Origin of the sequence: Methylophaga sp. (assembly GCF_048266885.1) — a bacterium.
GTDB lineage: Bacteria > Pseudomonadota > Gammaproteobacteria > Nitrosococcales > Methylophagaceae > Methylophaga.
The window spans coordinates 35,204-58,663 of record NZ_JBLWYR010000001.1; the positions used below are offsets into that span (position 1 = coordinate 35,204).

The following is a 23,460-nucleotide window of genomic DNA, read 5'->3' on the forward strand; positions in this document are numbered from 1 at the left end:
GTTCACATGCTAACAGCAACAAATCCGTATAGCGGAGAAAAAATCGATAGTTTTCCTTGTCTTACTAAAAATGAAATGTATGCCCGAATTGGTGATACCAGTGCCGCGTTTGCTGATTGGAGTGATCGAAGTTTTGAGGAGCGAGGCGAGGTATTAAAGGCGGTAGCTAAACAGTTACGTGCTGAGAAACACGATCTGGCTCAACTCATGGCCTTGGAAATGGGTAAGCCCATCAAGGAAGGCGTACCGGAAGTTGAAAAAGCGGCATTTTGTGCAGAATTTTATGCCGATAATGCCGAAAAATTTCTGAGCCGAGATACCATCGAATCGGATGCGTCACTCAGTTATGTTTGTTACCAACCGTTGGGTACTTTACTGGGTATCCTGCCGTGGAATGCGCCACTGTGGTTGGCATTTCGCTATCTGGCACCGGCGTTGATGGCAGGTAATACCTGTGTGATGAAACACGATCCGCATGTTCCACAAACAGCTCAGGCGATTGCCAATGCCTTTTTAAAAGCTGGTGCGCCGGAAAATATTATGGTGAATCTGCCTCTGGAAACCCCTGAAGTGGAATTAGCAATTCGTGATCCACGGGTTATGGCTGTTTCCTTTACCGGTTCTGGTGGCGCTGGCAGAAAAGTCGCTGAAATTGCTGGCAGTGAGATTAAGCCCTGTGTATTGGAATTGGGTGGTTCAGATCCAAGCATTATTCTGGCAGATGCAGATCTGGAAACAGCAGCCGATGTGGTCTGTCTTTCACGTGTGATTAATGCCGGTCAATCCTGTATTGCCGCTAAACGCATTATTGTCGAAGCAGAAATTTATGATCATTTTGTTGAATTACTTTCAGCACGACTGAGCAAATTGCAATTGGGTGATCCACTGCAGCCCAATACCGATATCGGCCCCATTGCTCGCAAAGATTTGCAATTGAATCTGCATCGGCAGGTTGAAGACACAGTAGCCGCAGGAGCCAAATGTCTCTTGGGCGGTGAACTGCCCGATACTAACGGTTTTTTCTATCCGGTCACTTTATTGACTGACGTTACACCAACTATGTGTGCGTTTCGTGAAGAAACCTTTGGTCCGATTATGGCGGTGATTAAAGCAGAAGATCACGAACACGCACTGGAGATGGCCAATGACACGGAATACGGTTTAGGTGCCAGTATCTGGACTAAGAATGCCGAGTTAGCTACCCATCTCGCGATGCAACTGCAATCAGGTCAAGTCGCGATTAACGGCATAGTCAAAACCGATCCTCGTTTACCTAGCGGTGGCATCAAAGGTTCAGGTTATGGCCGGGAATTGGGACCGCATGGGATCCGTGAGTTTGTGAATGCTAAGCAAATCTGGATCAAATAAAACTGGCATGCCATTCGCTGAAATGAAAAGGTAGATATACCTCTGCAGAGGTATCATCCAATTAGAAAAAGAGTCATTGAGATACTGCCAACCAGCACAGCCAACCAGCCAAGTTTGATGACTGTTTCGGGTCTGTAAGTTAACAACATCGCAAGAGCGAATGTGGTCATTGTCACGATGCCAAACCATAACACCAGTCCGTTACCCACGCCATGACTGATAATGGAGGCAGTAAGTGAGACTGAAAGCAATAGGCTGGCAATGAGCGGATAGAGTGAACGCCATCTCATTCGCTTAGAATGTTGTTTTGGTAATTGCCGGTAATGACGGTCCATATTCAATGCTACACGTGTCATTCCGGCGAAGGCTAACGATATTGAGCTTAGGGTAGCAAACAGTGTTGTCATTGATTATTGTCTTTGAGCAAACGGGATTGGATGGGTCTGGTTGGCTTTGATATAAGCTTCTTTTTGTGGCTGTTTTTTACGCGTTGTGCGGCAATCGCAAAAACCAGGCCTAGTCCGAACATAGTCAGATCAAAGCCGGCCAATACCCAGTCTCCAGCCTCCAAACTGTGGATTAAATGACGGTCAGAGGTGATCATGTTGACCAGCGGCACAGAGATAAATAATCCGGTGGCAAGATAGAGCTGACCGCGCCAAACGGAATGAATAGGTCGGCAGGCGGCATAAATAAACATCAAAGCCCAGCTTATAAACATGACATGTGCTTCCCAGTCAGCGCGTTGAGCTAATTCGACCGGGAGTAAGCGATTGGACAAAAAGTAGCAGGCAATAGCAATCGGTAAACCAACGATGGTGGCCACATTGAGTCTTTCAACCAGTTTCAGACCCAGATGTTCAGTATTTCGTTGTTTTTCAAACTTCTGACGGCGTTTCTTTCCCCAGAGAACCAGACCCGTCGCAATCATCATTGCGCCCAGCAGACCTGAAAAGAAATACAGCCAGCGTAACAATGGAGCGGCAAATAGTCCTTCGTGCAAGCCCAATAAAACATCACGCACAGCTTTTACATTTGTCTCATAAGCATGGCGTATTTCCAGTTGCTCACCGGTGACCCCATCAAATATCAATCGATTGCTGCTGCGCAGAGGCCCGGAAGCATGGCTGTCAGAGATGATGACTCTTGCATTCTGGTCACCGGGATTTCGGATATCTACCAGCCTAATCTGGTCTTTGCCCAATACTGTTTCGGCCGTGGTTACTAATTTACTTAGCTCGGTGAGTTCAGCCTTTTGACCGCTTGAACTCAGTTCTGCAGCAGAACTAAATATCTCCTGATTGAATTGCTGGCGTGCATCATCTGCAAAACCATAATGCGCCGAGATAATCACCGGTACATAACCCAACATCATAAACACCAGACCGGAATAGGTAATCATCAGTTGGAAAGGCAGTGACAGCACACTACTCAGATTATGCAAATCCAGCCAGGAACGAGATCCCTTGGCCGGACGAAAGGTGAAAAAGTCCTTAAAGATTTTTTTATGAATAATGATGCCGGTTATCAGAGCCAGCAGCATAAACATGGTTGCGATGCCGACCACAATATCGCTGATGTTGCGTGACATATAATGCAAACGCCAATGCATCTGGTACAGCAGCTGACCGCCGCCGGTCTCTCTGGCTGTGAGCAAAGTATTGTCTTCAGAACTGAACATGCCCCCATGAATGGCACCATCCTGCTGCCATAACACTCTGGGATAGGGATCGTTACGGTCAAGTGCTCTGACAATCAGCCATCTATCCGCTGGCAAGCCATTGTCGCTCAGAAAATCTTGTGCTTGACTGACAAATTCGCCGGTATCGGTATTCATAACGGCAACAGGCAATTCTGGCTGCATCCAGCGATCAATTTCCGTATCGAAATAACCGGCTGTACCGGTAATAAACATAAAATAGAGTAGCCAGGCGAATAATAGCCCGGTCCAGGTATGTAATCCTGACATGGATTGACGGAAGCTGGTTTTCATCGCATCAGACCACTAAAAACCATGCCAGACAACCAGTCAAAGCAATGGCGGCTATCAAGCCAATATAGATTTTGCCAATACTTTTTTGATGAAACACCCACAGTGGCACTATGATGAAACAGGCAAAACTCATCAACATTGCCGCTAATGCAGACTCTGCCACCGAAGAGGTTACTGCGGCTGCCAGAATGATAGATAGGGTTACTCCCAAGCCATAGCCGCCAACTGTGGCGGCTATGATGCGTAGCAATAATGTTATCCAGCGATGTATATTTGAGTTAGCTGTAATTATTAACACAAATATTAAAACTCCAGCCTTACACCACCGAATACGGTTCTAGGTGCACCAACGCTTATCCGGGTGTTACCACCGGATGCAACAAAATACTTTTCATCGGTAACGTTCTTGATGCCTAGGTCTAAACGCATTTGGTTAGTGTAACCAACGGGTAGGTAATACCAGATTCCAGCATCGACAACGGTATAGTCACCGAGTTTGTAGCTATGCTGATTATCGCCATAACGATTGCTGGCATAGCTAATACCACTGCCAATGCCCAAGCCTCTATACATACTTTCAGGTTTTTGGAATTCGTAACTTGCCCACAAGCTTGCGGTAGTATTTGGCACATTACTGGGACGGTTACCATCAGTAGCTTCATCAGTGCTATCAATCTCAGCATCAAGCATACCAACAGCGCCACGGAGGTTGAAACCATCAATTGGGTTAGCAGTCATAGTGAATTCAACACCTTTGGAGCTAATCCCACCCGCCAACACGGGCTCACCATTAACAAATTCGACGACATTATCCTCACGTAAATCGAATACGGCACCGGTGATGAAATAGCGGTTATCACTAGAACTCCACTTCACGCCAGCTTCAACCTGTCTACCTTCACTGGGATCGGCGCGAAGTACGCGTTCATCGCCAGAATAGATATTCTGCGGTTCAAAAGTATCAGCGTAACTCACATAAAGGTTTAGACCCGGCAAGGTTTCCCAGACCAGTCCGGCACCTTTGGTCAGTTTATTACTGCGACCTGAACCTAGCTCAGTGGTTACGCCGGTCAGAAGATTCTGTTTTTCAGCATCATTGCGGAAGCGTTCATATCTCAGACCAATATCCAAAGTGAGGCTATCTGTCAGTGATATATCCAAAGCCGAAAAGATGCCATGGGATTTGACAGTAGTCTCACTGAAACTTGCACTGCTTGGCGAGTCAATATTATTGGTAAGAGAGAATGAGTCAGGATCATAAACCGTACCTCCTATCTGTGGGCTGCCACCGAAGTTTTTCCATTCCTGACTGAACTCACGATATTCGACCCCTGTTGCTATTCGTATCGGTAAGGCGGTATCGATATCACCTATCAGCTGAGATCGAGCGAATCTATGTTCAATTTCTTGATCTTGATTACTTATCACTCTCCTTGCCAAAACGTCATTAGCCAGTCCGGAGTCAGGCCCCACAGCGGCGACTTCGGCTCTAATATCCTCGCTGGTTTCCTGACTATAGAAGAGCTTGTTGTCAATTTTCCAGGCGGGATTGGCCAATGGAATGCTGATATTAAGCTCGAGATGATTCACTTCGGAGTCACGCTCATTCGGGATATCGCCATCATATCGAGTACTACGTGAGACATCCGCGATCTGGCGTTTTGAATCACCGACTGGAACGGTAATCAGGCCACGGTCCACTTCGCGGCGATCTCGGGTGTATTCATGGTTCAGACTGACAAGCCAACCTGAGTCATCCTGCCAGAGTAGTGACGAAGAGAGAAACTGCCTATCGACGGTGGTATCACGGAAGGTATCGCTATCTTCCATGGACCCGGTTAAGCGATAGGCCAGATTATCGCTGTCTCCGACCGGCCCGGTGAGGTCGACTACACCACGACGCTGACCGTGTTCATCAAAGGTAGTTGTTATCGAACGTTGTTGATAAAACTGAGGTTGTTTGGTTTCAATATTAACGAGGCCGCCAGGAGACATACGGCCGATATCTGCCACGGGGCCTTTAATGATCTGCACATTATCGATTGTTGCCGGATCTACTCGGCTGGCATTCCCTGATGGCACGCCGTTACGGTAAACATTATCATTACGGGCAAAACCGCGGATCAATGTATGCTCACGTGTGCCACCGTAACCATCTGCAACGGCCATATTAGGTGAAAAACGAAACACATCTGCCATTTCACGCGCTTGTTGGTCAAGCATAAGCTGTTCTGGAATCACATCAATACTCCGCGATACTTTGTCCAAGCTTTTGGGCAGTTTCATTGCGGTATCAGCATAGCGGCTTTCATATCGTGATTGGGGGGTGCCAATGACTGATAAAGCGCCTAATTGATGGACATTGTTGTCGCTGACAGACGTTGGCTCAGATGAGGACACTGCTACGGCGTCGCGAGTCGGCTGCAGCACGTACTTATTGTTGTCAACAATGAACGTGATATCAGTATTTTTCAATAATTCCTGCAGACCTGATTCAGGTGTGAACTCACCTCTCAGTCCTTGGCTTTGTTTATCCTGAGTTAGCTGTGCATCAGCTGAGAGCAAAATGCCTGCTTCAGCAGCAAACGTACTAAGAGCAGTGGATAGGGGGCCGGCAGGAATATTGTAGGATTTTGTTTCAGCGTAGCTGAATGCTGAAAACCCCAATAGCGTTAAAATGAGCAACCAGCGGCTAAACAGGTGTCGATTTGCTGGACAAAGCTTTGCAGTTTTAGTCATGAAATTATCCGTGTATTCAGTAATAAAAGATGTATTCATGAGTAACGCCGGACAGCTCATAAAAAAGGGAAAGCGTTTTATAAGTTTTTTTGTAGATTTATCTTAATATTGTCTCAAGTATTTGTTTTTAATGTATAAATTAACCTGAAAATAATTAACGGCGCATATCTACTCGCCAAATTTTTTCATTGACCTGCCAGAAACGAATAGGTAGCGAGGACTCAACAGCATCAAGGATCTGCTCGGTATCGGTTAACGGATAAGCACCGACAAGTTTGAAATGGCTGATGTCAGGAGAGCAGATAATCGTGCTTTGTCGATAACGATTCAGTTCGGAAACAAACTCACATAAAGGCAGATTATCTGCGAGTAAGATGCCCCGGGTCCAGGACTGGCGACTATTATCTGCCTCAAGGTTAGAGTCAAAAATCTGCTGTTTATCAAACCGCCCTTGTCGACCAGACATGACAATAGCCATTGAATTTGTATGATTTGGCTGGATTCTTACTGCGCCTTCAAATACGTTCAATTCGGTGGTTTGATCAATATGCCGTACATTAAATCGGGTACCGATTGGGGTAAGCCGTCCGTTATCTGTATCGACCACCAGTGGCCTTGCAGGTTGGATATTATCTGGAGCAGAACTGACCATAATTTCACCTGAGGTCAAAACAATTCTTCGCAGTTTTTCACTGTAAATTGTTCTAATCTGTGTGTTGGTGTTTAGCACCACGATAGTGCCATCACTTAGCGTAATGGTTTGTGTATCGCCTATGGCTGATTGAAAGTTTTTTTCTGAATAAATGATTTGTTGAGGAGTGAACTGAAGCCAACCAAAACCACCAACAATGCATAACAAACAAAAGATAAACAGATTCTGAATGATGGAGGTGGAAGATTGTTTATGTTCTTTTTGGGTTAACAGCTTTCTTGCTGCATAGCTATCTGGTCGGTTTTTTAATTTTTGAAATGAACCAGAAACCTGTTCAACTTGCACCCATGCCTGCTGATGTAGTGTATTGGCCGTTAGCCATTCCAGCCACAGATCTTCTTCATCTTTGCTGACATCACCAGATTGTAATATGGAAAACCAATCTGCAGCTTGCATTAAAATGGTGTTATCAATCGTGGATACGGCGTTTTTATTCATCATTCTGTTGAAAGATTGACGATTTGTAAGCACTGCAGCATAGCCTGTGCCATATAGTTTTTTATTGTTCTTTCAGAGACTTCGAGCTTTATGCTTATCTGTTTATAGGTTTGTCCATCAAGCTGTGATAATAAAAATGCCTGACGTACTGGTGGAGACAACTTATCCAACATTAAATCGATTTGTAGCAAGGTTTCGATTGCTTCGGCACGTTGCTCTTCCGAGGGGTAGGAGGCTTCAGGTAGAGTAGCCAGCGCTTCAAGGTAGGCGCGTTCCAGTTTTTGACGTCGCCAGAAATCATTGACCAGACCATGGGCAATGGTAGTGAGATAAGCTCTGGGCTCTCGTAACTGAGAGAGTTCATCACGTTTGAGTAACACGCGTACAAATGTACTTTGGATCAGATCTAATGCTTGTTCATCACAATCAAGTTTGCGTTTTAACCAACGATGCAGCCAGCTTCGATGTTCTTGATACAGTGCGGCCACCGGATCGGACTCATAGAAGCGGTCAGACAAAAGGTTACTCCATAAATAGTAATGAGAATGGTTATCATTATTTATTAATGGCGGTTAACTGTCAATGCCAATACTTATCCGTAAATGAGCAACATGGTCAGTGTTGCTTAAAACTCATTTAGCACTGTGAATTTGGCTGGCTAATTGTTCAGCAAGCTTATCCAGATTATTGCCCAATGCGCGCACCAGAGCCGGATAACCATCTGTGATTAATGTGGTTTCAATATTGAAGGACTTAATTGCTATCAGATTGCCTTGACTGTCCTGCAGTTGCCATTGTCCACTGGTCAAAGCATTGCCATTAAAATGCCCCTGAAATTGCTCAATATCCAGCTGTAAGTTCCATGCATCCTGTTTCAACCCCCGACTATCAGATACCACCAAAATATTTGGGAGTTTTGAGCTCAAACGACTGCGTAGGCCACGACGTATTTGCTGAGCGAGATTTTCGGCCCAAAGATTATCCCGAGCTTGGTGCAGGGTAATATCATCCAGTTGTTGCACAATGCGGTCACTGTCGAGAAACTCCGTCAGGCCAATCGAGCCAATAACTAACACCTGTTCAGCATCGGCTGAAACTTGGGATGTGGTTTGCGTGTTATCAGGCAGAGTATATCGTTGGGTATTGACCGGCTTGGTGGCACAAGCGACCAAACTAAATACCAGCAGAAAGCCAACAAACGATTTATTGAAGGTTATGAACATAGATGATCCTGATTATTCAGTAGGGGCTCTGGGTAAAGGATCGCTGCTGTCACGACGATCAAAAATCAGTGCATTGGGTTGTTCTCCCAAGGTACGTGCGACTGGCTGAAGGTCACGTAGCAGTTTTTCCAAACGTTGTAGGGTGCCTGTCATTTCTTTATAAGCAGACGAATCCGGCGACAGCCCCTGTAAAGTGGCTCTAATTTCGCTCAGTGTCTGATTAATGTTTTCAGGGATCTGCTGCGTTTCAGAAGCATTGACCAAGGTTTGAATGCTGGCGGTTAACTCTCTGATTTCGTTCAACATGGTTTCCGAGCTTTCCAGATTACGATCCATGCCGGTTAAAATCGGCTCAACTTCCAATTGATTGAGTTTATCCAGCAAATTCGAGACCTTCAGTTCGATTTGCGCCAAGCCTGTTGAACTGGTTGGCAGAACCTGATGGCCTTCAAATGTTCTGGCAACGAACTCATAGGTATCATCACGCTGAAAATTAAGATCAACAAATAATGAACCGGTCAGCAGATTACCAGATTTGAGTGTGGCTCTTAATCCGGCATTGAGCATACGGTCAAAACGTGCTCTCCATTCTTCGATATCAACTTTTTCAGTACCACCCAACCGTTGAGGTTCCAGACGAATTAAAACAGGAATCGCAAAGCCACTCTGAGCATTACGCTCAGGTGAGGTGAATTTCCACGGCACACTGGAGACGGTACCAATACGAATGCCACGAAACTCAACCGGTGCGCCTTTGGAAAGCCCGCGAACCGTATCTTCGATCAACAACACATATTCCAGATAGTGGGTATATGCTTCCTGACGGGCGCTTTCTTCATCGCCATATAATGTATAAACGCTGTCAGCTTGAGCTGGGGAACCGACCGGTAAATCTTCTAGTACACCAAAGGTCACACCTCCCCCCAACAAGGCTTCTAATGAGGCTATGTTGACCTTAAAACCTTCGGAATCGAGTTTTAAATCAACTCCACTAGCCGACCAGAAACGGGTGCCTTCAGTGACCAACACATCATAAGGACTTTCAATAAATAACTGGTGAAGCATTTCACGCTTTTCGCTATCAAATTCAGCGCTTTCAACCCGACCTACATTGAATCCCTGATAGGTGACGGGATCACCAACACGTAGAGAGTTACCGAGTTGACTGATGAGGCTTATACGTAAGCCTTGCACGCCCAAAGTTGAAATAGGCGGTTGTTCCAATACCTCAAATTCGCGTTCTTCGATATTACTATCACCTGGCTGCAATTGAATATACGCACCGGATAGTACGGTATTCAATCCACTGATCCCTTCACGACCAATACGCGGTTTCACAACCCAGAAGCGAGAATCATCGACCAGCATCGGTTCGGCTTCGGGGTTAATACGGGCGATAATTAAGGTATGCGTTAAATCATCGGATAAACGGACTTGTTCGACCTGACCAATATCCACATTACGTGTTTTGATCATGGTTTTGCCGGCTTCGATACCCTCGGCATTGGCCATGGTTAAGGTAATCCTGGGTCCAATACGACTGTAGTTATCATAAATCAGCCATAGGCCAATCATCACCGCGACAATCGGGACAATCCAGATCGGTGAAAGCCGAGATTGTCTGCTCGACTTAGCTCGATGTTGATCGGTCACGTTTTCTTCGTTAGTGACAGGTGAATCACTCATTCACAGTTTCCTTGGGGTGCTGTTTTGTGCCTGTTTCGGGAGCGTCCCAAATCAGACGTGGATCAAATGTCATCGCGGCTAACATGGTTAAAATGACCACAGTACCAAATGCCAATGCTGCTGGACCTGGTGTGATTGACATTAAATTTCCTGCTCGGATTAATGCCACCAGTATAGCGACTACAAATAAATCTACCATGGACCAGCGGCCAATAAATTCAGTGACCCGATATAAATTAGTTCGATTGTTGGCACTCAGATCACTGCTTTTACGCACGACATAGGACAACCAGATCAACGCCAGCATTTTGCATACAGGAACTAAAATACTGGCGAAAAAGATCACAGCTGCAATCGGCCAGGAGCCTTTTTGCCATAAATCAATAATGCCACCAATAATCGTTGCCGGCTTACTTTGTCCCAAAACCGTCGTTGTCATGATCGGATAAGCATTGGCCGGAATATACATAATAATTGCTGCACCTAATAAGGCCCAGGTTCGCTGCAGACTATGCGGTAGCCTTATATGAAGTGGTTCGCCGCAACGGCGGCAATGGCCATGACCGGAATCGGATAATTCATTAATCAACCCACACGTTGAGCAACCGGCCAAACCTTGCAGCGAAGCAGTTTCGCCAGTGCGAATGCCTTTTGGAGCCTGAGGTTCGCCAGCGAGTGAAAACCACATCCAATCGGAATCAATAGAACGAGTGGTCATTAATAACAAAACTGCAAAGGCACAAAAAGCCCAAAACGATGCGCCTAATTCAATCTGTGCCATGCCAGCGATTTTTATCAAACTGACTAACGCGGCAATGATAAATACATCCGCCATCATCCACGGATGCATATGTGATAACGAACGAGCAATACCACGACTAAATGGAAAGGGATCTGCCCTGAGCAAACCAAATTGCAGCCAAATGACCCCTAATAGATAAACTGCCGGCAATACAATAATAGTCAGTGCCACAATGAGGGCGACCAAGGGCTGATGAAAACTAATCATGCTGGTCGCAGTTTGAGTCAGCTCAATATTATTGCTGATGCCTCGGGCTTCAAAGCTGACAAAAGGAAATGAGATTGCCAAGATCAACGCAATTAATGAACTAATAGCTAATGCCATGCTGCGCTGAGCTGGACGGAAATGTCGTCTAACTAAGATATGCCCGCAACGTGGACAGGTAGCATGCTCACCCGGACGTAATGCAGGTAACACCACCACCCAATCACACTCATGACAAGCACGCATTCTTCTTAAAGATATACGGCTCTCCGGTGACGCTGGCGCAATGTCAACTGGCATTTTATTGAGCGTGATTATAGGTTTCAATTCGATTTTCCGTGACGACGGTCAAGAAATACAATGCGTAAAAGGGCATTATACGCATTGGTAATAGATATGTTTGGCATCAATAGAATGATGGTAAATACACTTCTGTTGAAAAGACCTTTAATTAAAAACGATGTTCATTTATTGCCATAATGTAAAAAACTGAAATGGATGTTGGTTAACTAGGGCTTGTTGATCATTCATCTCCGTCAACAGTGGTGGAAATGAATGATAAAAAAGCCGTAATACTGCCATCCACTGATTAATCTAGGAGAGAAAGAAGTGAGAGATATTCTGTTTTTTGATTCGATGTTAACGCCGAAAATCATTACTCTGGTTTACTGGTTACTATTAGGTGCTGCGCTGGTTTCAGGCCTAGGTATGATGTTCGCTGGTGGTATTGGTAGTTTTCTTATGGGAATCTTTACCATGCTGGCTGGTGCCGTCGGCGCGCGTATTTGGTGTGAATTATTGATCGTGCTATTCAAAATTAATGAAAATATGAAAAAAATAGCAGACAAATAAACCATCCACAAAAAAGGGCTCGTATTAGAGCCCTTTTTGTACCTCAGATGCTGTGAGACGTCAGACTTTTTTCACAAATTGAGATTTAAGTTTCATCGCACCAATGCCATCGATTTTACAGTCAATATCATGATCGCCGTCTACTAGACGGATATTTTTGACCTTGGTGCCGACTTTGACCACCAGTGAAGAACCTTTTACTTTCAGATCCTTAATAACTGTTACGGTATCACCATCCTGCAAAACATTACCATTGGCATCGCGAATACCATCTGAGTTTTCACTATTATCAGTCGCCGTATCAGCCGACCATTCATATGAGCATTCCGGGCAAATCAAAATACTGCCATCTTTGTAGGTATATTCGGAATCACACTTCGGACAATTAGGTAAATCGCTCATTTCAAACCTCAATCAAAAAGCCAGCTCTGTGTTGGCATAGCGCGATATGGTACGCCAGTAGCCGTTTTTTTGCTCAGAAATGGCGTTTTAAAGAGTCATAGTGTTATTCAAAAAAATAACTTTTTATCAGTTATCAAGAGATAAAAAGTTATTTAGTTTTCTCATAAACTTGTTCTAATTCGGCAATATTCAGCTTGTTCATTGCTCAACCTTCAGGCCCAGAACCAGCAAAGTAATAATGCTGGTCAACTTATTCACTGTTAAATACGGAAAGATAAAACACCCCCTATCTACCTTGACCACCACTGCTGTTTTGTTCGGCTTGCAATTCACGCACAGGACGGATTTCAATACTGCCGTAACGTGCTGGTGGAATATTACCCGCCAGTTGAATTGCTTCATTAATATCGCGCGCTTCCAGCAAATAAAACCCGGCCAGTTGTTCTTTGGTTTCGGCAAAAGGCCCATCTGTCACCGTCACTTTGCCGTTGCGGACGCGAACAGTAGTAGCCGTTTCGACCGATTGCAACGCTGAACCATCCAGCATATGGCCACTGCTTTGCAGTTTTTCACCACAGGCCATGCATTCCTGATTCAGGTTGTCCCATTCCTGCTGGGACATTTGATTCATTATTTGTTCCTGGTAATACACCAAAGCCAGATATTTCATTTCAGTCTCCCGATGGTTTTTTGATTGTTTCCTAGGGCTTGTTGATCTTTCATCTCCACCACTGCTGGAGGCTATTTTTGTGTCCGACAAGGCGGAAAGAACGCAGTGTAGCCTTCCTACATAAGTGATTGACAACGCAGGCGGGCGCAAAAATAGTCCCAGCCCTTCGGGTTGTGACTGAAAAAGCACCACTCTGCGTTGCTCGTCACTTATTTAGAACAACTAAAAAGCGCTCCTCGTGCCTTGATTGACGCTTTTTCAGCTCAAAACAGAGGGGAGATGAAAGATCAACAAGCCCTTGGCTCTGAAAGATAATCAGAGCGTACATTGACCACAATTAATCATCCATGGCGTACCAAACCGATCCACCACTATGCCAAACCGCTTGGCCCAAAATGTGGGTTCAAACGGCATCTGTACACTGCCACCTTCGGCCAATTGATTAAAAGTGGTTTCAGCCTGTTGCTCATCTTCAAAAGCAATCTGTACATGAAAACCTTGTGGTTTTTCAAACATGCCAGACGGACAATCCGATCCCATTAACATCCAATTGCCTACCTGAAGAGAGACATGCATGATCTTGTCAGCGAACTCTGCAGGCATTTCATCCGCCATCGGTGATTCGCCTCCGGTCATCATCATGACAATATCGCCACCTAATACCTCCGCATAAAACGCAAAAGCCTCACGGCAGTTACCATCAAATAATAAATAAGAGCTGTTGGAAAGCGGTTGTTTGCGTATTTTTTGATCAAGTTCGATATGTTTTTGCAAACCCGGACCATCCGCAAAATCACTTAATTCGTAAAGCTGTCTGAGTTCCAGTTCAACATTGCCATCGGCATCTTCAGCTGGCCAGCGTGTGGCCCAATCCAGAGCTTCCTGTTTGGAGTTGACCTCAATAATGGTGTAACCAGCTAATAATTCTTTGGTTTCAGTAAACGGGCCATCAGTAATAATTGGCTTACCTTGCTGAAGTTTAATGCGGGCCCCATCACGGGTGGGTTTCAAGCCTTCACCTGTTCTTAATATTCCGGCCTGAGCCATTTGCATATTGTAGTCACCCATGGCTGATAATAATTGTTCACTGGGCATTACACCTTTTTCAGTATCGGCGTCGGCTTTACGTAAAATCATGAATTTCATTGTGTGCTCCTTACCAGGCAGATTCAGTTTCAGGGGTAAGCTGAAACAACGCTGAACCTGTTGCCATATCAAAAGGCAAAGAAAAATGTTCGTGGATAATCAACCATTGGCTGTCATGTTTTTGATACACCTGAGTGCCACGAACCCAACCAACCTGTTCTTCACCGGTTTTTTCATCAATACCGCCACATTGATTAAGGAAAAAACATACCGCCAGATTTCCATCAACCTTGATATCAAGCTGGCCGATTTCAAACTGAGTCATCTTGCACATCTGCAGGCAACGCTGCCAATGTGCCTCATATTGTTTGCGACCGTTAAACTGCAACTCGGAAATCGCATCAAATGACCGAATATCTTCAGCATAAAATGGCGTTATTTGTTCAATATCCTGACTAATCACAGCTTGTTTCCAGTTCTCTAAACGTTGTTCAACTTCAGTTTTAGCATTCATATATTTCTCCTTTTAAAAAGGCCTAGAAGAGTGGCCTTATTGTCTAGTCGAATGAAAAACAGTGAAATCGACAGCAAGTGATTTTTTTTGCAAAGATGAATGGGGTGTTAAATTTATTTAGACAACAGAGGTAATTCATCTAAACGTTTTTGTAAAAAACGTTGTTCAGGTCCCTGTTGGGTTAATGCCATTGCCTGCATGTAACAAAGGCGAGCAGTATTGAAGTCCTGCAAACGGCGACATAGATCCGCCTTGGCTGCATAAATCAGGTGATAGTTATTTAGTTCGCCTTGAACCAGTAATTGCTCAATTATCACTAAGCCTGCTTCGGGACCGTGCAGCATTGCGATTGCTACAGCCCGATTTAAGCGGATAACAGGTGAGTCGACAAACTGCATCAGTGCGTCATACAGTCCTACGATCTGTTGCCAATCGGTCTGCTTAAAAGAGGTGGCCTCTGCATGCACCGCAGCGATAGCGGCTTGTAGGGTAAAGGGGCCAAAACGCTGAGTTTGTAATGTCTGAATAACCAGTTCACAACCTTGCTGAATCTGCTGCTGGTCCCACAGACGCCGATCCTGATCTTCCAGAGTAATCAACTCACCGTTGCTATCGACCCGGGCATAGCGACGTGAATCCTGTAACAGCATTAATGCCAGCAAACCATGTACTTCCGGTTCAGGTAATAACTGCGCTAATAACCTGCCAAGACGAATGGCTTCACTGGCTAAATCGTGTTTGACCAATAATTCGCCATTGCTGGCAGAATAACCTTCATTAAAGATCAGATAGATGACCTGTAATACGGACTGCAGACGTTCGGCTAACTGGTCTGCATCAGGTACTTCATAAGGAATACCGGCTTCACGTATTTTGTTTTTGGCGCGGACAATTCGTTGGGCAATGGTAGTTGGTTTCTGCAGAAAAGCCCGGGCGACTTCCTCGGTAGTCATGCCACAGATTTCCCGTAATGTGAGTGCCAGTCGTGCTTCTTCGGCCAATGCCGGATGACAGCAGGTAAATATCAGTCGTAATTGATCATCTTCAATCTGCTGCTCATCCAGCAAGGTATCTTCTGCGGCAAGTTCATCATTAATGGTATCAAGGGAATAATCAAAACGGGCCTGTCGGCGTATTTGATCAATGGCTTTAAAACGGGCAGTGGATATTAGCCAAGCACGCGGATTACCGGGAACGCCATCGATTTCCCATTTCTGAAGAGCAATAGTAAATGCTTCGTGCATGGCTTCTTCAGCCAGATCAAAATCACCCAACAAGCGAATTAATGTGCTCAGAATCTGACGTGATTCTGTGTGATAAATTTGATCGAGCAAGGGTTTCATATACGAACTTGAAAGCGGGTTTTAATTAACCCAACCGACCTTTCACTGATTTTATAAAAGCTTGTTGAATCGGCATATCACCCTGGTATAACTCTTCAATCTGATTAACAGTTTCTGAATGATCCAGGCATTGCAAAATGCAGGCTGCAACATCGGCACGGGATATAAATTGTTGTTCTTGATCTGTTGGGCGAGAGGTGGTGATTGTGCCGGTTAGCGGTCCATCGGTTAATCTGCCGGGGCGCAGAATGGTATAGGGCAGATGGCTTTCGATAAGGTGTTTATCGGCGAAATGTTTGCAGATGTTGTAATGCTTGATGGCTGGCGTGCCATGTTCGGGATCGCCTGCATCGCGGGAGCTGACCATAACAAATTGCATAATGTTATGTTGTTTTGCCTTGTCGATAGCTTTACAGGCACCCCATAAATCCACCAGGATGGTTTTATCGGCACCGGTTTTACCACCTGAACCGGCTGTAAATACAACCTTGTCACAATCTGCAAATGCTTGATCTGGTAAATCGGCTTCTAGATCAGCTATCACTATTTCAGCGCCCATCTTTTCAAATTCGGTAGCTTGATCTGCTTTGCGGATCATGGCTTTGACTGGCATTTTCTGCTCAATCATCATTTGAATTAATAATTTGCCAATTTGACCGTTGGCGCCGATGACGAGTGTCTTATCCATGCTGCTCTCCTATAACTGAGTCACTGGATGATTCGGGGACATGCGTAATCCCGAATGCGTATTAAAACAGAGTATGGCGAGTATCAGCTAGAACTCAAGGAGGGAGGGAGAAATCAGGATAGAAATAGTTAATATTACAAACAAATAAATCGCCACCCGAACGGGTGGCGAAAAAGCATTATTTTAAGCTTCTTGAGAAGCTTGATAATTTTGTAAGAAGGACTGTAAACCTTGCTGAACTAGATCGTAGGTTTTATCAATATTACTGGCAATATCACCTTCAAGTACGTTCAATCCGCCAAGAATATCGCGGGCTTCTTTAAACCCTTGATCAATTCCACCACCAATCACTTTCACAAATGATTCCAGTGCTTCGTCTAAAGGCATATCTTGACGGGTACTGTAATAAGCATCAAAAAATGCGGTACTCATCTGCACGATACGTTCCGATGTGGCTTCCGGTGATACATCTATACCTTGATCGTAGGCTTTTTGAATAGCGTTATCACCAAACTCAGCTTTTAAAGAATCATTGATACCTTCCAAAGCCGTTTTGTAAAGCAATGCCATCGCACCATCGCCATTACCTTCACTGATGTTGAACGACACTTTTAGAATCGACAGATTCAGTTCGCTATTGGAATCAGAAACAGAAAACTTTTTTTCCTGTGCCATTACAGAAATTTGTTGGCCAAAGGGGGCATCCTGTTTATTGACGGGATCCTTTGCCATCGAGCTTACGGTTTGCCCAAATGGGGCAGTATTAATAGCCATATTCTTGTCCTAAATTGGAACTACGCTAAGGTTAGCGGCTCTTTAAATATGGACTTTAATTTTAATTTGCAGCATCGCTGAAAGCTTTCTCTGCTTCGCGAATTGGTGCCAAAGCCAAGCACCAGCCAATAGCCATAAATACCAGCATACCCATCAGGATGGCTTCAAATTGGACACCACCATCAATTAAAAAACCTAAAACTGCAGGTGCCAGACCCGTTGAAAACACCATAAAAGCTGATTTGACACTGCGTACCCGGCCCAAATTCTCTCTTCCCCATAGAGTCACCAGTAAGCTATCCACCACTGGCGAAGACATGCCAAGGGAAATACCGGCGCCAATCATTAAAATCAGAATGCCAGCATTGCCGCCGATGAAAACCGCCAGTATTATCGATAACGCAAAAGGAATTAAATATAGTCTTGCCAGCAATGCCACTCCCCATTCATCGACCCAGCGACCACCTAATAAAGAACCAGGGAAGCGGGCAATGCCCATCGCCGTTAAACCCAGCGCATAGGCCGTCGTGGTGGCATTTAAATCCATCGTCATTTGTGCCTGGAAAATAAAAATACCAGTCAGCGTGACGGGCAAAGCCATGGTCAGTGGAATAATCAGCCAGAACCTTTTTTCCAGCATCGGGTTCGGCCCTTTAATTTTGTTACCGCTACTGTCTCGCTTGATTTCCGGTGCCTCAGGCCAGGGCGCCATAAACAATAATAATAACCAAATTAGAAATATAACCGAAGCTACTGCCCACCAGATTTGCTGCCAACTCAACCAACCAATCAGCAAAGCAATTATTGGCGCTAAGATAATTTCACCCAACGGCATACCTAGGCTTACTAATCCCAGAGCCCGGCCACGATTAAGGGTGAATTCGCGCCCGGCCAAAGTGCTGCCAAAATGAGTCATCAAACCCTGACCGCATAATCGAACTAAACCCAAGCCTATAACGGCTGGAATTAACCAAGGCGAAGTAGTCAATAAAATAACGCCGGTAAGTAAGGCTGTGAGTACTAATAAGGCATAGCGACGTGGGGCGATCCAATCCAATTTCTGGCCGTAATGTAATACCAAAAATCCACTCGCCATGGTCAGTGAGGCATATACAGCACCAAATTCGCCTGTAGATAAATTTAATGAGTTGGCAATATCTGCTTGAAACAAACCGATAAAAAAACTCTGGCCCAGGTTGCCGGTAAAGAGTGCGACAAAGCCAATAGCTAGCAAGCCAAATTGGTTGCGAATCAAACTGAAATAATTGTTTGCTTGAGGAGTAGACATAAATTCCGGCTGTAAGAATTGCAAGGAGGGGGACACTTTCCGAAGTTACTGATTTGTAGAGCCATGGAAATTATAGAACAGCATTACTTTGCAAGCGAATTTGCACAAATTATTCTAAATGCTGTTGGGCAGGTGTTTTAACACTCTGCCAAATTGATCAGTATTAGGTTTATCGGTGTTTTGAATTAGATACGCAGCAGATTTTGAATAATTTCATCTTCAGTTTTGCCTTGAGTGCGCAGATTGTAGTAGTACTGGCAAAGTGCCGAGAAGCTATGTGGGGTCTGTAGAGTAGGCAGTTTGGTCAACCATTCCATAAGGTCAACGGCTGTTTCATTAATGCGATGCTCAAGCAGCATATCCTCCAACTGGGCTGCACGATTGGCAATCATTCTATGACTTTCATCAAACCGGTCGGCAGCGGTTATTAATAAGGCTGCAGTGCGTTCTATTTCTGCTTGTTCATCTACGACTTCAGCACGGCTACGTTTCACCAACCATTCTTGTGGGGACATTTCCACTTGTCCATCTAACCACAACGGGATTTCCGATGCATCTACCACGGGAGCAACATCCATTTGCGGGATATCATCAGTTTGATCGCATGCGCTGAGCGACAGCATTAACACTAAACTTAATAATATTGGTGATAAAACTAAGGGCCGCTTCAACATATACACTCCAGATAAAATGCTGCTGAATATCAGCAACCAATGGGCATACTAGAGTGACTCGCGTAAAAGCACATCAGAGTTAATCCTGATTTGTTAGGGAAGATGACACAAGCTGGTAAAAGCCTTTATGGCAGTTTAGATTTGTTCGAAGCTTTTTTATGTTTGTTAAACAACCTTGGGTTTTTCACAATAAATGCCCAGATCCAGCGTTCGAGGAAGGATTTGGCTTGAGCTTTTTTTAAATAACCGTAGCCTAGTATCGAAATAATCAATGCGCCAATCGCATCGACAATTAAATCGTACATGGTATCCGTGAGGCCTGAATGATCTCCAAACATGGGTTTTTGCATATTTGTGCCGAAAATTTGATCCATTGAAAATTCAAATATTTCCCACAAAGCGCCCATGCCAACAGCAAACATAAACGCAAAAACCGCTACAAATCCAGGCTGCATCTGCATATGTAAGCTGTCATTTTCGTTCATTAAATACACCAGCAAAAAGCCAGTTATTCCTAACAAAAATCCTGAAGTGGTATGCAGCGCAATATCCCACCACCAGAATTTGGTGTAATACCCGTGAACTTCACCCAAGAAAATCGATGCAAAGATAAATCCGATTGCCATTAGTTGAAACACTGAAGGCACGTGCACATTGAATTTTCGGGCCAGAAGGATTGGAAATAAGGTGAGAATAATTATGCCAGTGGTAACCGCCACGTTAAGCCATTGTTGCTCCCAGACTGCTCCAGCCAGCCCCAAAAACAAGAGGAACTGTAATAGCAGTGTGATTTTTCTAGACATAGATTTGCTGGGCATATTGGCTCCGGAGCATCAGTCATTATCAATCTAATGAACTGTTTGTATTTGATTGGAATCATAGCTATGAGATTGGTAAAACTTACTGATATTCAGCATCAATCTCAATTGCTAAGTGAATACAAAGGTATACAGAAGCATGTTGAAGACGTATCAGCGGTTAATTTTTCTGGTGTTTACATTACTTCCAGTGCTGGCGGTGGCTGAGCAGATAATTATTTTTCGTCACGCACTTGCTCCCGGAGTTGGGGATCCTGCGGAATTTGAACTAACTAATTGCCAGACACAACGCAATTTATCTGAACAAGGCCGACAACAAGCCTTAGAGATGGGAGAGAAACTTCGTGCGTTAGGCATTGAGGAGGCTGATGTTTTCTCCAGTGAATGGTGTCGTTGTCTGGAAACGGCAGAGTTATTGGGCTTTGGTCCACCCCAAAAGTTGACAGCATTGAATTCGTTTTTTCATACATCCAATCGTCATCTAAAAGCTCAGTTTCTGCAAGATTGGCAGGCCCATATTGTGCAGAACGAAACGGATAAACCACGTATATATATTACGCATCAGGTCAATATATCCGGGCTTTTAAACCAATTCACCTCATCGGGTGAAGGGGTCATCGTGGAAGTGAACGAAAAAGGCGATCTGCAAATTGTCTCAGTTTTGCAATGAACCCTTTTAGCCTGTTAGAGTCCCTAAAAGGAACACTGTAACAGTCAGCTTGCCCGATACACGGATTGGGACCTTAGCTGAAACATAATTTAAGCGTTATACCCCCATTAGTCCTTGGCCTTGTTTGGCTGGCAATCAATTGAAAAATAATCAAAAAAGGAGAACTCTGCATCGTGTGGATTTTTGATATGCAATGGAAATTTACTTCGGGCTTTCTGATAGCATTGTTGTTAGCTTTCAGTTTGAACGGAACCGTCTGGGCAGAACCTGTCGATCCATCTACTAACGAAACCCATTATTCGGCACTTGCCGATACGCTTGAAAATGAACAAGCACGCGACAAACTGATTACGGAATTACGTGATTTAGCCAAAGCAGCTGGTGCACTCAATGAAGAGGCTGATATAGCTGACATGGAAGCAAAACCTTCTTTCGCTCGGCAAATTGCCAATAAAACTCAAACGGTCGCGCAGGAAATAGTTTCCACCATCGGTACAGGTTTTGCCGCCTTATCTGCAATAGGTTCTGGTGAAGGTTCTGCCTTCGATTGGCAGAAAATGCTCGATGAAATCTTCTTCTTGCTCGTGGTGATAGCTGCCACTTTATTAATGTTTTATGTGCTGCGAAGTTTGGCGCGACATGCTTTTAGCCGAGCCAACGACTGGGCTGAATCAGATGGCGATTACCCCGTTATTCGAAAATTCAGTGCGATTTTACTAGCTGCAGTTATTGATTTACTCACGGTAGTTTTAGCGTGGGTGGCAGGTTATGTCGTGGCATTATTTGCCATTGGCAGCAACGGTGAGATGAATGTCAGTCAATCGTTATTCCTGAATGCCTTTTTGGCGATTGAAATATTTAAAGTGATATTACGCACGGTATTTGCTGGACGTGATGATGCTTTACGCTTATTACCAATCTCTGCTGAGAGTGCAACTTACTGGCACATTTGGTTAGTGCGGTTAACCAACTATATTGGTTACGGAATGTTGCTGGTGGTGCCATTAGTTAATCTAAATATCAATCCAGTGGTTGGCCAATTGGTCAGTGTTTTGGTGGTGTTAAGTGCGTTTATATACGCGGTCGTGGTAATCATGCAAAACCGTGTTCTGGTAAAACAGCGTTTGTTATTCCATGCCCAGCAGGCCACCTTTAGTTTCTCTAGAGTGAGTTTGGGTATCTTGGCGCGTAGCTGGCATGTGCTGGGTATTGTTTATTTTGCGGTCTTAGCGGTTGCATTATTATTAAGACCAGAAGATGCCTTGCCGATGATGCTCAAAGCAACGTTTCAGACTATCTTGGCCTTGGTAATTGGCGGCTTAGTAGCTAAATTACTGACCAAAACCATTGGTCGTCCTGTACATGTTTCAGAGGATTTGCGCTCGCGCTTTCCGATGCTTGAACAGCGGGTCAATGGGTTTGTGCCCAATATCTATAAAACCTTACGGATTTTACTGGTCATTATGGTTGCTGCGGTGATTTTGGATGCCTGGGGAATTTTTAGCCTTTCAGCTTGGTTAGCGTCTGAAGCAGGTATTCATACTATTGGCACTTTCATCAGTGTGGCTGCAATATTATTAGCTGCTATGGCTATCTGGATAGGGTTAGCCAGCTGGATTGAGCATCGCCTTAACCCTAATGATGAAAGTCGGTTACCAACGGCTAGAGCAAAGACATTACTCACTATCTTCCGTAATGCTGCAGCCATTGCCTTAATTATCATGACTGTGATGATTGTATTGGCCGAGATTGGCGTTAACATCGGACCATTACTGGCTGGTGCTGGTGTATTGGGCTTGGCAATCGGTTTTGGTGCACAGAAACTGGTACAAGACGTGATTACTGGCGTGTTTATTCAAATGGAAAATGCCATTAATGCCGGCGATATTGTGACGGCAGGTGGCATAACCGGCACGGCTGAAAAACTTACCATACGCTCGTTAGGCCTACGTGATTTGTCCGGTACTTATCATATGATTCCATTTTCATCGGTGGATACCGTCTCTAACTTTATGCGTGAGTTTGCCTACCATGTTGGTGAATATGGGGTGGCGTATCGCGAAAATACCGATGAAGTTATTGTGCTTTTACGGGAAGCGTTTGCTGAGTTGATGGCCGATCCAGACCAGCGTGAAAAAATCTTGGTCGACGAACTTGAGGTTCATGGTGTGACAGCACTGGCGGACAGCTCAGTGAATATCCGGGTACGTATTAAAACGTTACCGGGTACACAGTGGGGTGTTGGACGAGCATATAATCGACTGGTCAAGCAGCATCTGGATGCAGCAGGCGTCGAGATTCCTTTCCCACATATGACTATCTATTTTGGGCAGGATAAGGATGGTTCTGCACCTCCAGCGCCATTGAAAATGGTTGGAGATTCTGATGCAAGTTCAGCTATTCAGTTGGAGCAGAAATCGGAAAAACCGGAGAGCACAAAACCCTCGAAATCGAATCCAAAGGATAAACAGGATTTTGATGAGGAACATTAAACTCTGAATCTAAACGCCCGGGCA

At 44.7% G+C, this 23,460-nt stretch carries 23 protein-coding genes; 4 read left to right on the forward strand and 19 right to left on the reverse strand.

What is annotated here, in order from left to right:
• The first annotated feature begins 6 nt into the window (after window positions 1-6).
• A complete protein-coding gene (locus tag ACN0V2_RS00200; protein ID WP_417548774.1) occupies window positions 7-1,368 on the forward strand; it encodes an NAD-dependent succinate-semialdehyde dehydrogenase in 1,362 nt (453 codons plus the stop codon).
• A gap of 53 nt (window positions 1,369-1,421) precedes the next feature.
• Here ACN0V2_RS00200 and ACN0V2_RS00205 read toward each other — a convergent pair whose 3' ends face one another.
• From ACN0V2_RS00205 to ACN0V2_RS00245, 9 genes are all read right to left on the reverse strand, one after another.
• Window positions 1,422-1,775, reverse strand: coding sequence for a DUF3325 domain-containing protein (locus ACN0V2_RS00205; RefSeq protein WP_417548775.1), 354 nt, complete (start codon window positions 1,773-1,775; stop codon window positions 1,422-1,424).
• Window positions 1,772-3,361 (reverse strand): PepSY-associated TM helix domain-containing protein, encoded by a 1,590-nt coding sequence (locus tag ACN0V2_RS00210; RefSeq protein WP_417548776.1) that lies wholly within the window; start codon window positions 3,359-3,361, stop codon window positions 1,772-1,774. Before ACN0V2_RS00210 ends, ACN0V2_RS00205 begins: the two co-directional genes overlap by 4 nt.
• Window positions 3,362-3,365: 4 nt before the next feature.
• Window positions 3,366-3,659, reverse strand: coding sequence for a hypothetical protein (locus ACN0V2_RS00215; protein ID WP_417548777.1), 294 nt, complete (start codon window positions 3,657-3,659; stop codon window positions 3,366-3,368).
• A gap of 5 nt (window positions 3,660-3,664) precedes the next feature.
• Window positions 3,665-6,100: a TonB-dependent siderophore receptor gene (locus ACN0V2_RS00220; RefSeq protein WP_417548778.1), complete on the reverse strand. Its 2,436-nt coding sequence runs from the start codon at window positions 6,098-6,100 to the stop codon at window positions 3,665-3,667.
• A gap of 154 nt (window positions 6,101-6,254) precedes the next feature.
• Window positions 6,255-7,283: a FecR domain-containing protein gene (locus ACN0V2_RS00225; protein WP_417548779.1), complete on the reverse strand. Its 1,029-nt coding sequence runs from the start codon at window positions 7,281-7,283 to the stop codon at window positions 6,255-6,257.
• Window positions 7,250-7,768, reverse strand: a complete 519-nt coding sequence (locus tag ACN0V2_RS00230; RefSeq protein WP_417548780.1) for a sigma-70 family RNA polymerase sigma factor — start codon at window positions 7,766-7,768, stop codon at window positions 7,250-7,252. Before ACN0V2_RS00230 ends, ACN0V2_RS00225 begins: the two co-directional genes overlap by 34 nt.
• A gap of 114 nt (window positions 7,769-7,882) precedes the next feature.
• Window positions 7,883-8,473, reverse strand: coding sequence for a PqiC family protein (locus ACN0V2_RS00235; protein ID WP_417548781.1), 591 nt, complete (start codon window positions 8,471-8,473; stop codon window positions 7,883-7,885).
• A gap of 12 nt (window positions 8,474-8,485) precedes the next feature.
• The gene (gene pqiB, locus ACN0V2_RS00240) at window positions 8,486-10,159 is read right to left on the reverse strand and encodes an intermembrane transport protein PqiB (RefSeq protein ID WP_417548782.1); all 1,674 of its coding nucleotides are present in this window, start codon (window positions 10,157-10,159) and stop codon (window positions 8,486-8,488) included.
• Window positions 10,152-11,492: a PqiA/YebS family transporter subunit gene (locus ACN0V2_RS00245; RefSeq protein ID WP_417548783.1), complete on the reverse strand. Its 1,341-nt coding sequence runs from the start codon at window positions 11,490-11,492 to the stop codon at window positions 10,152-10,154. The genes pqiB and ACN0V2_RS00245 overlap by 8 nt, the downstream gene beginning before the upstream one ends.
• Before the next feature lie 282 nt (window positions 11,493-11,774).
• Here ACN0V2_RS00245 and ACN0V2_RS00250 point away from each other — a divergent pair, with 282 nt between their 5' ends.
• A complete protein-coding gene (locus tag ACN0V2_RS00250) occupies window positions 11,775-12,017 on the forward strand; it encodes a DUF4282 domain-containing protein (protein WP_417548784.1) in 243 nt (80 codons plus the stop codon).
• A gap of 60 nt (window positions 12,018-12,077) precedes the next feature.
• Here the strand turns inward: ACN0V2_RS00250 and ACN0V2_RS00255 are convergent, their stop codons facing one another.
• The 10 genes from ACN0V2_RS00255 to ACN0V2_RS00300 form a co-directional block, all read right to left on the reverse strand.
• Window positions 12,078-12,419, reverse strand: a complete 342-nt coding sequence (locus ACN0V2_RS00255; protein WP_417548785.1) for a zinc ribbon domain-containing protein YjdM — start codon at window positions 12,417-12,419, stop codon at window positions 12,078-12,080.
• Window positions 12,420-12,705: 286 nt separating this feature from the next.
• Window positions 12,706-13,089: a YciI family protein gene (locus ACN0V2_RS00260; RefSeq protein ID WP_417548786.1), complete on the reverse strand. Its 384-nt coding sequence runs from the start codon at window positions 13,087-13,089 to the stop codon at window positions 12,706-12,708.
• Between the two features lie 315 nt (window positions 13,090-13,404).
• Complete coding sequence (locus ACN0V2_RS00265) at window positions 13,405-14,235, reverse strand: YciI family protein (RefSeq protein WP_417548787.1); 831 nt, start codon at window positions 14,233-14,235, stop codon at window positions 13,405-13,407.
• A 10-nt stretch (window positions 14,236-14,245) separates the two neighbouring features.
• On the reverse strand, window positions 14,246-14,689 hold the full coding sequence (locus ACN0V2_RS00270) for a YybH family protein (RefSeq protein WP_417548788.1): 444 nt from the start codon (window positions 14,687-14,689) through the stop codon (window positions 14,246-14,248).
• Window positions 14,690-14,802: 113 nt separating this feature from the next.
• Complete coding sequence (locus ACN0V2_RS00275; protein WP_417548789.1) at window positions 14,803-16,032, reverse strand: RNA polymerase sigma factor; 1,230 nt, start codon at window positions 16,030-16,032, stop codon at window positions 14,803-14,805.
• Between the two features lie 25 nt (window positions 16,033-16,057).
• Window positions 16,058-16,720 (reverse strand): SDR family oxidoreductase, encoded by a 663-nt coding sequence (locus ACN0V2_RS00280; RefSeq protein ID WP_417548790.1) that lies wholly within the window; start codon window positions 16,718-16,720, stop codon window positions 16,058-16,060.
• A gap of 183 nt (window positions 16,721-16,903) precedes the next feature.
• On the reverse strand, window positions 16,904-17,494 hold the full coding sequence (locus tag ACN0V2_RS00285) for a DUF5610 domain-containing protein (protein ID WP_417548791.1): 591 nt from the start codon (window positions 17,492-17,494) through the stop codon (window positions 16,904-16,906).
• Window positions 17,495-17,555: 61 nt separating this feature from the next.
• Window positions 17,556-18,782 carry an MFS transporter gene (locus ACN0V2_RS00290; RefSeq protein WP_417548792.1) on the reverse strand — a complete coding sequence of 409 codons (1,227 nt, stop codon included), beginning with the start codon at window positions 18,780-18,782 and terminating at the stop codon, window positions 17,556-17,558.
• Window positions 18,783-18,967: 185 nt separating this feature from the next.
• Window positions 18,968-19,456 carry a hypothetical protein gene (locus ACN0V2_RS00295; protein WP_417548793.1) on the reverse strand — a complete coding sequence of 163 codons (489 nt, stop codon included), beginning with the start codon at window positions 19,454-19,456 and terminating at the stop codon, window positions 18,968-18,970.
• A 125-nt stretch (window positions 19,457-19,581) separates the two neighbouring features.
• On the reverse strand, window positions 19,582-20,274 hold the full coding sequence (locus ACN0V2_RS00300) for a hypothetical protein (RefSeq protein WP_417548794.1): 693 nt from the start codon (window positions 20,272-20,274) through the stop codon (window positions 19,582-19,584).
• Window positions 20,275-20,413: 139 nt separating this feature from the next.
• Between ACN0V2_RS00300 and ACN0V2_RS00305 the strand changes: the two genes are divergently transcribed.
• Together ACN0V2_RS00305 and ACN0V2_RS00310 are read left to right on the forward strand one after the other, a co-directional pair.
• A complete protein-coding gene (locus ACN0V2_RS00305) occupies window positions 20,414-20,944 on the forward strand; it encodes a histidine phosphatase family protein (protein ID WP_417548795.1) in 531 nt (176 codons plus the stop codon).
• Between the two features lie 188 nt (window positions 20,945-21,132).
• Complete coding sequence (locus ACN0V2_RS00310) at window positions 21,133-23,436, forward strand: mechanosensitive ion channel domain-containing protein (RefSeq protein ID WP_417548796.1); 2,304 nt, start codon at window positions 21,133-21,135, stop codon at window positions 23,434-23,436.
• Window positions 23,437-23,460: the final 24 nt, after the last annotated feature.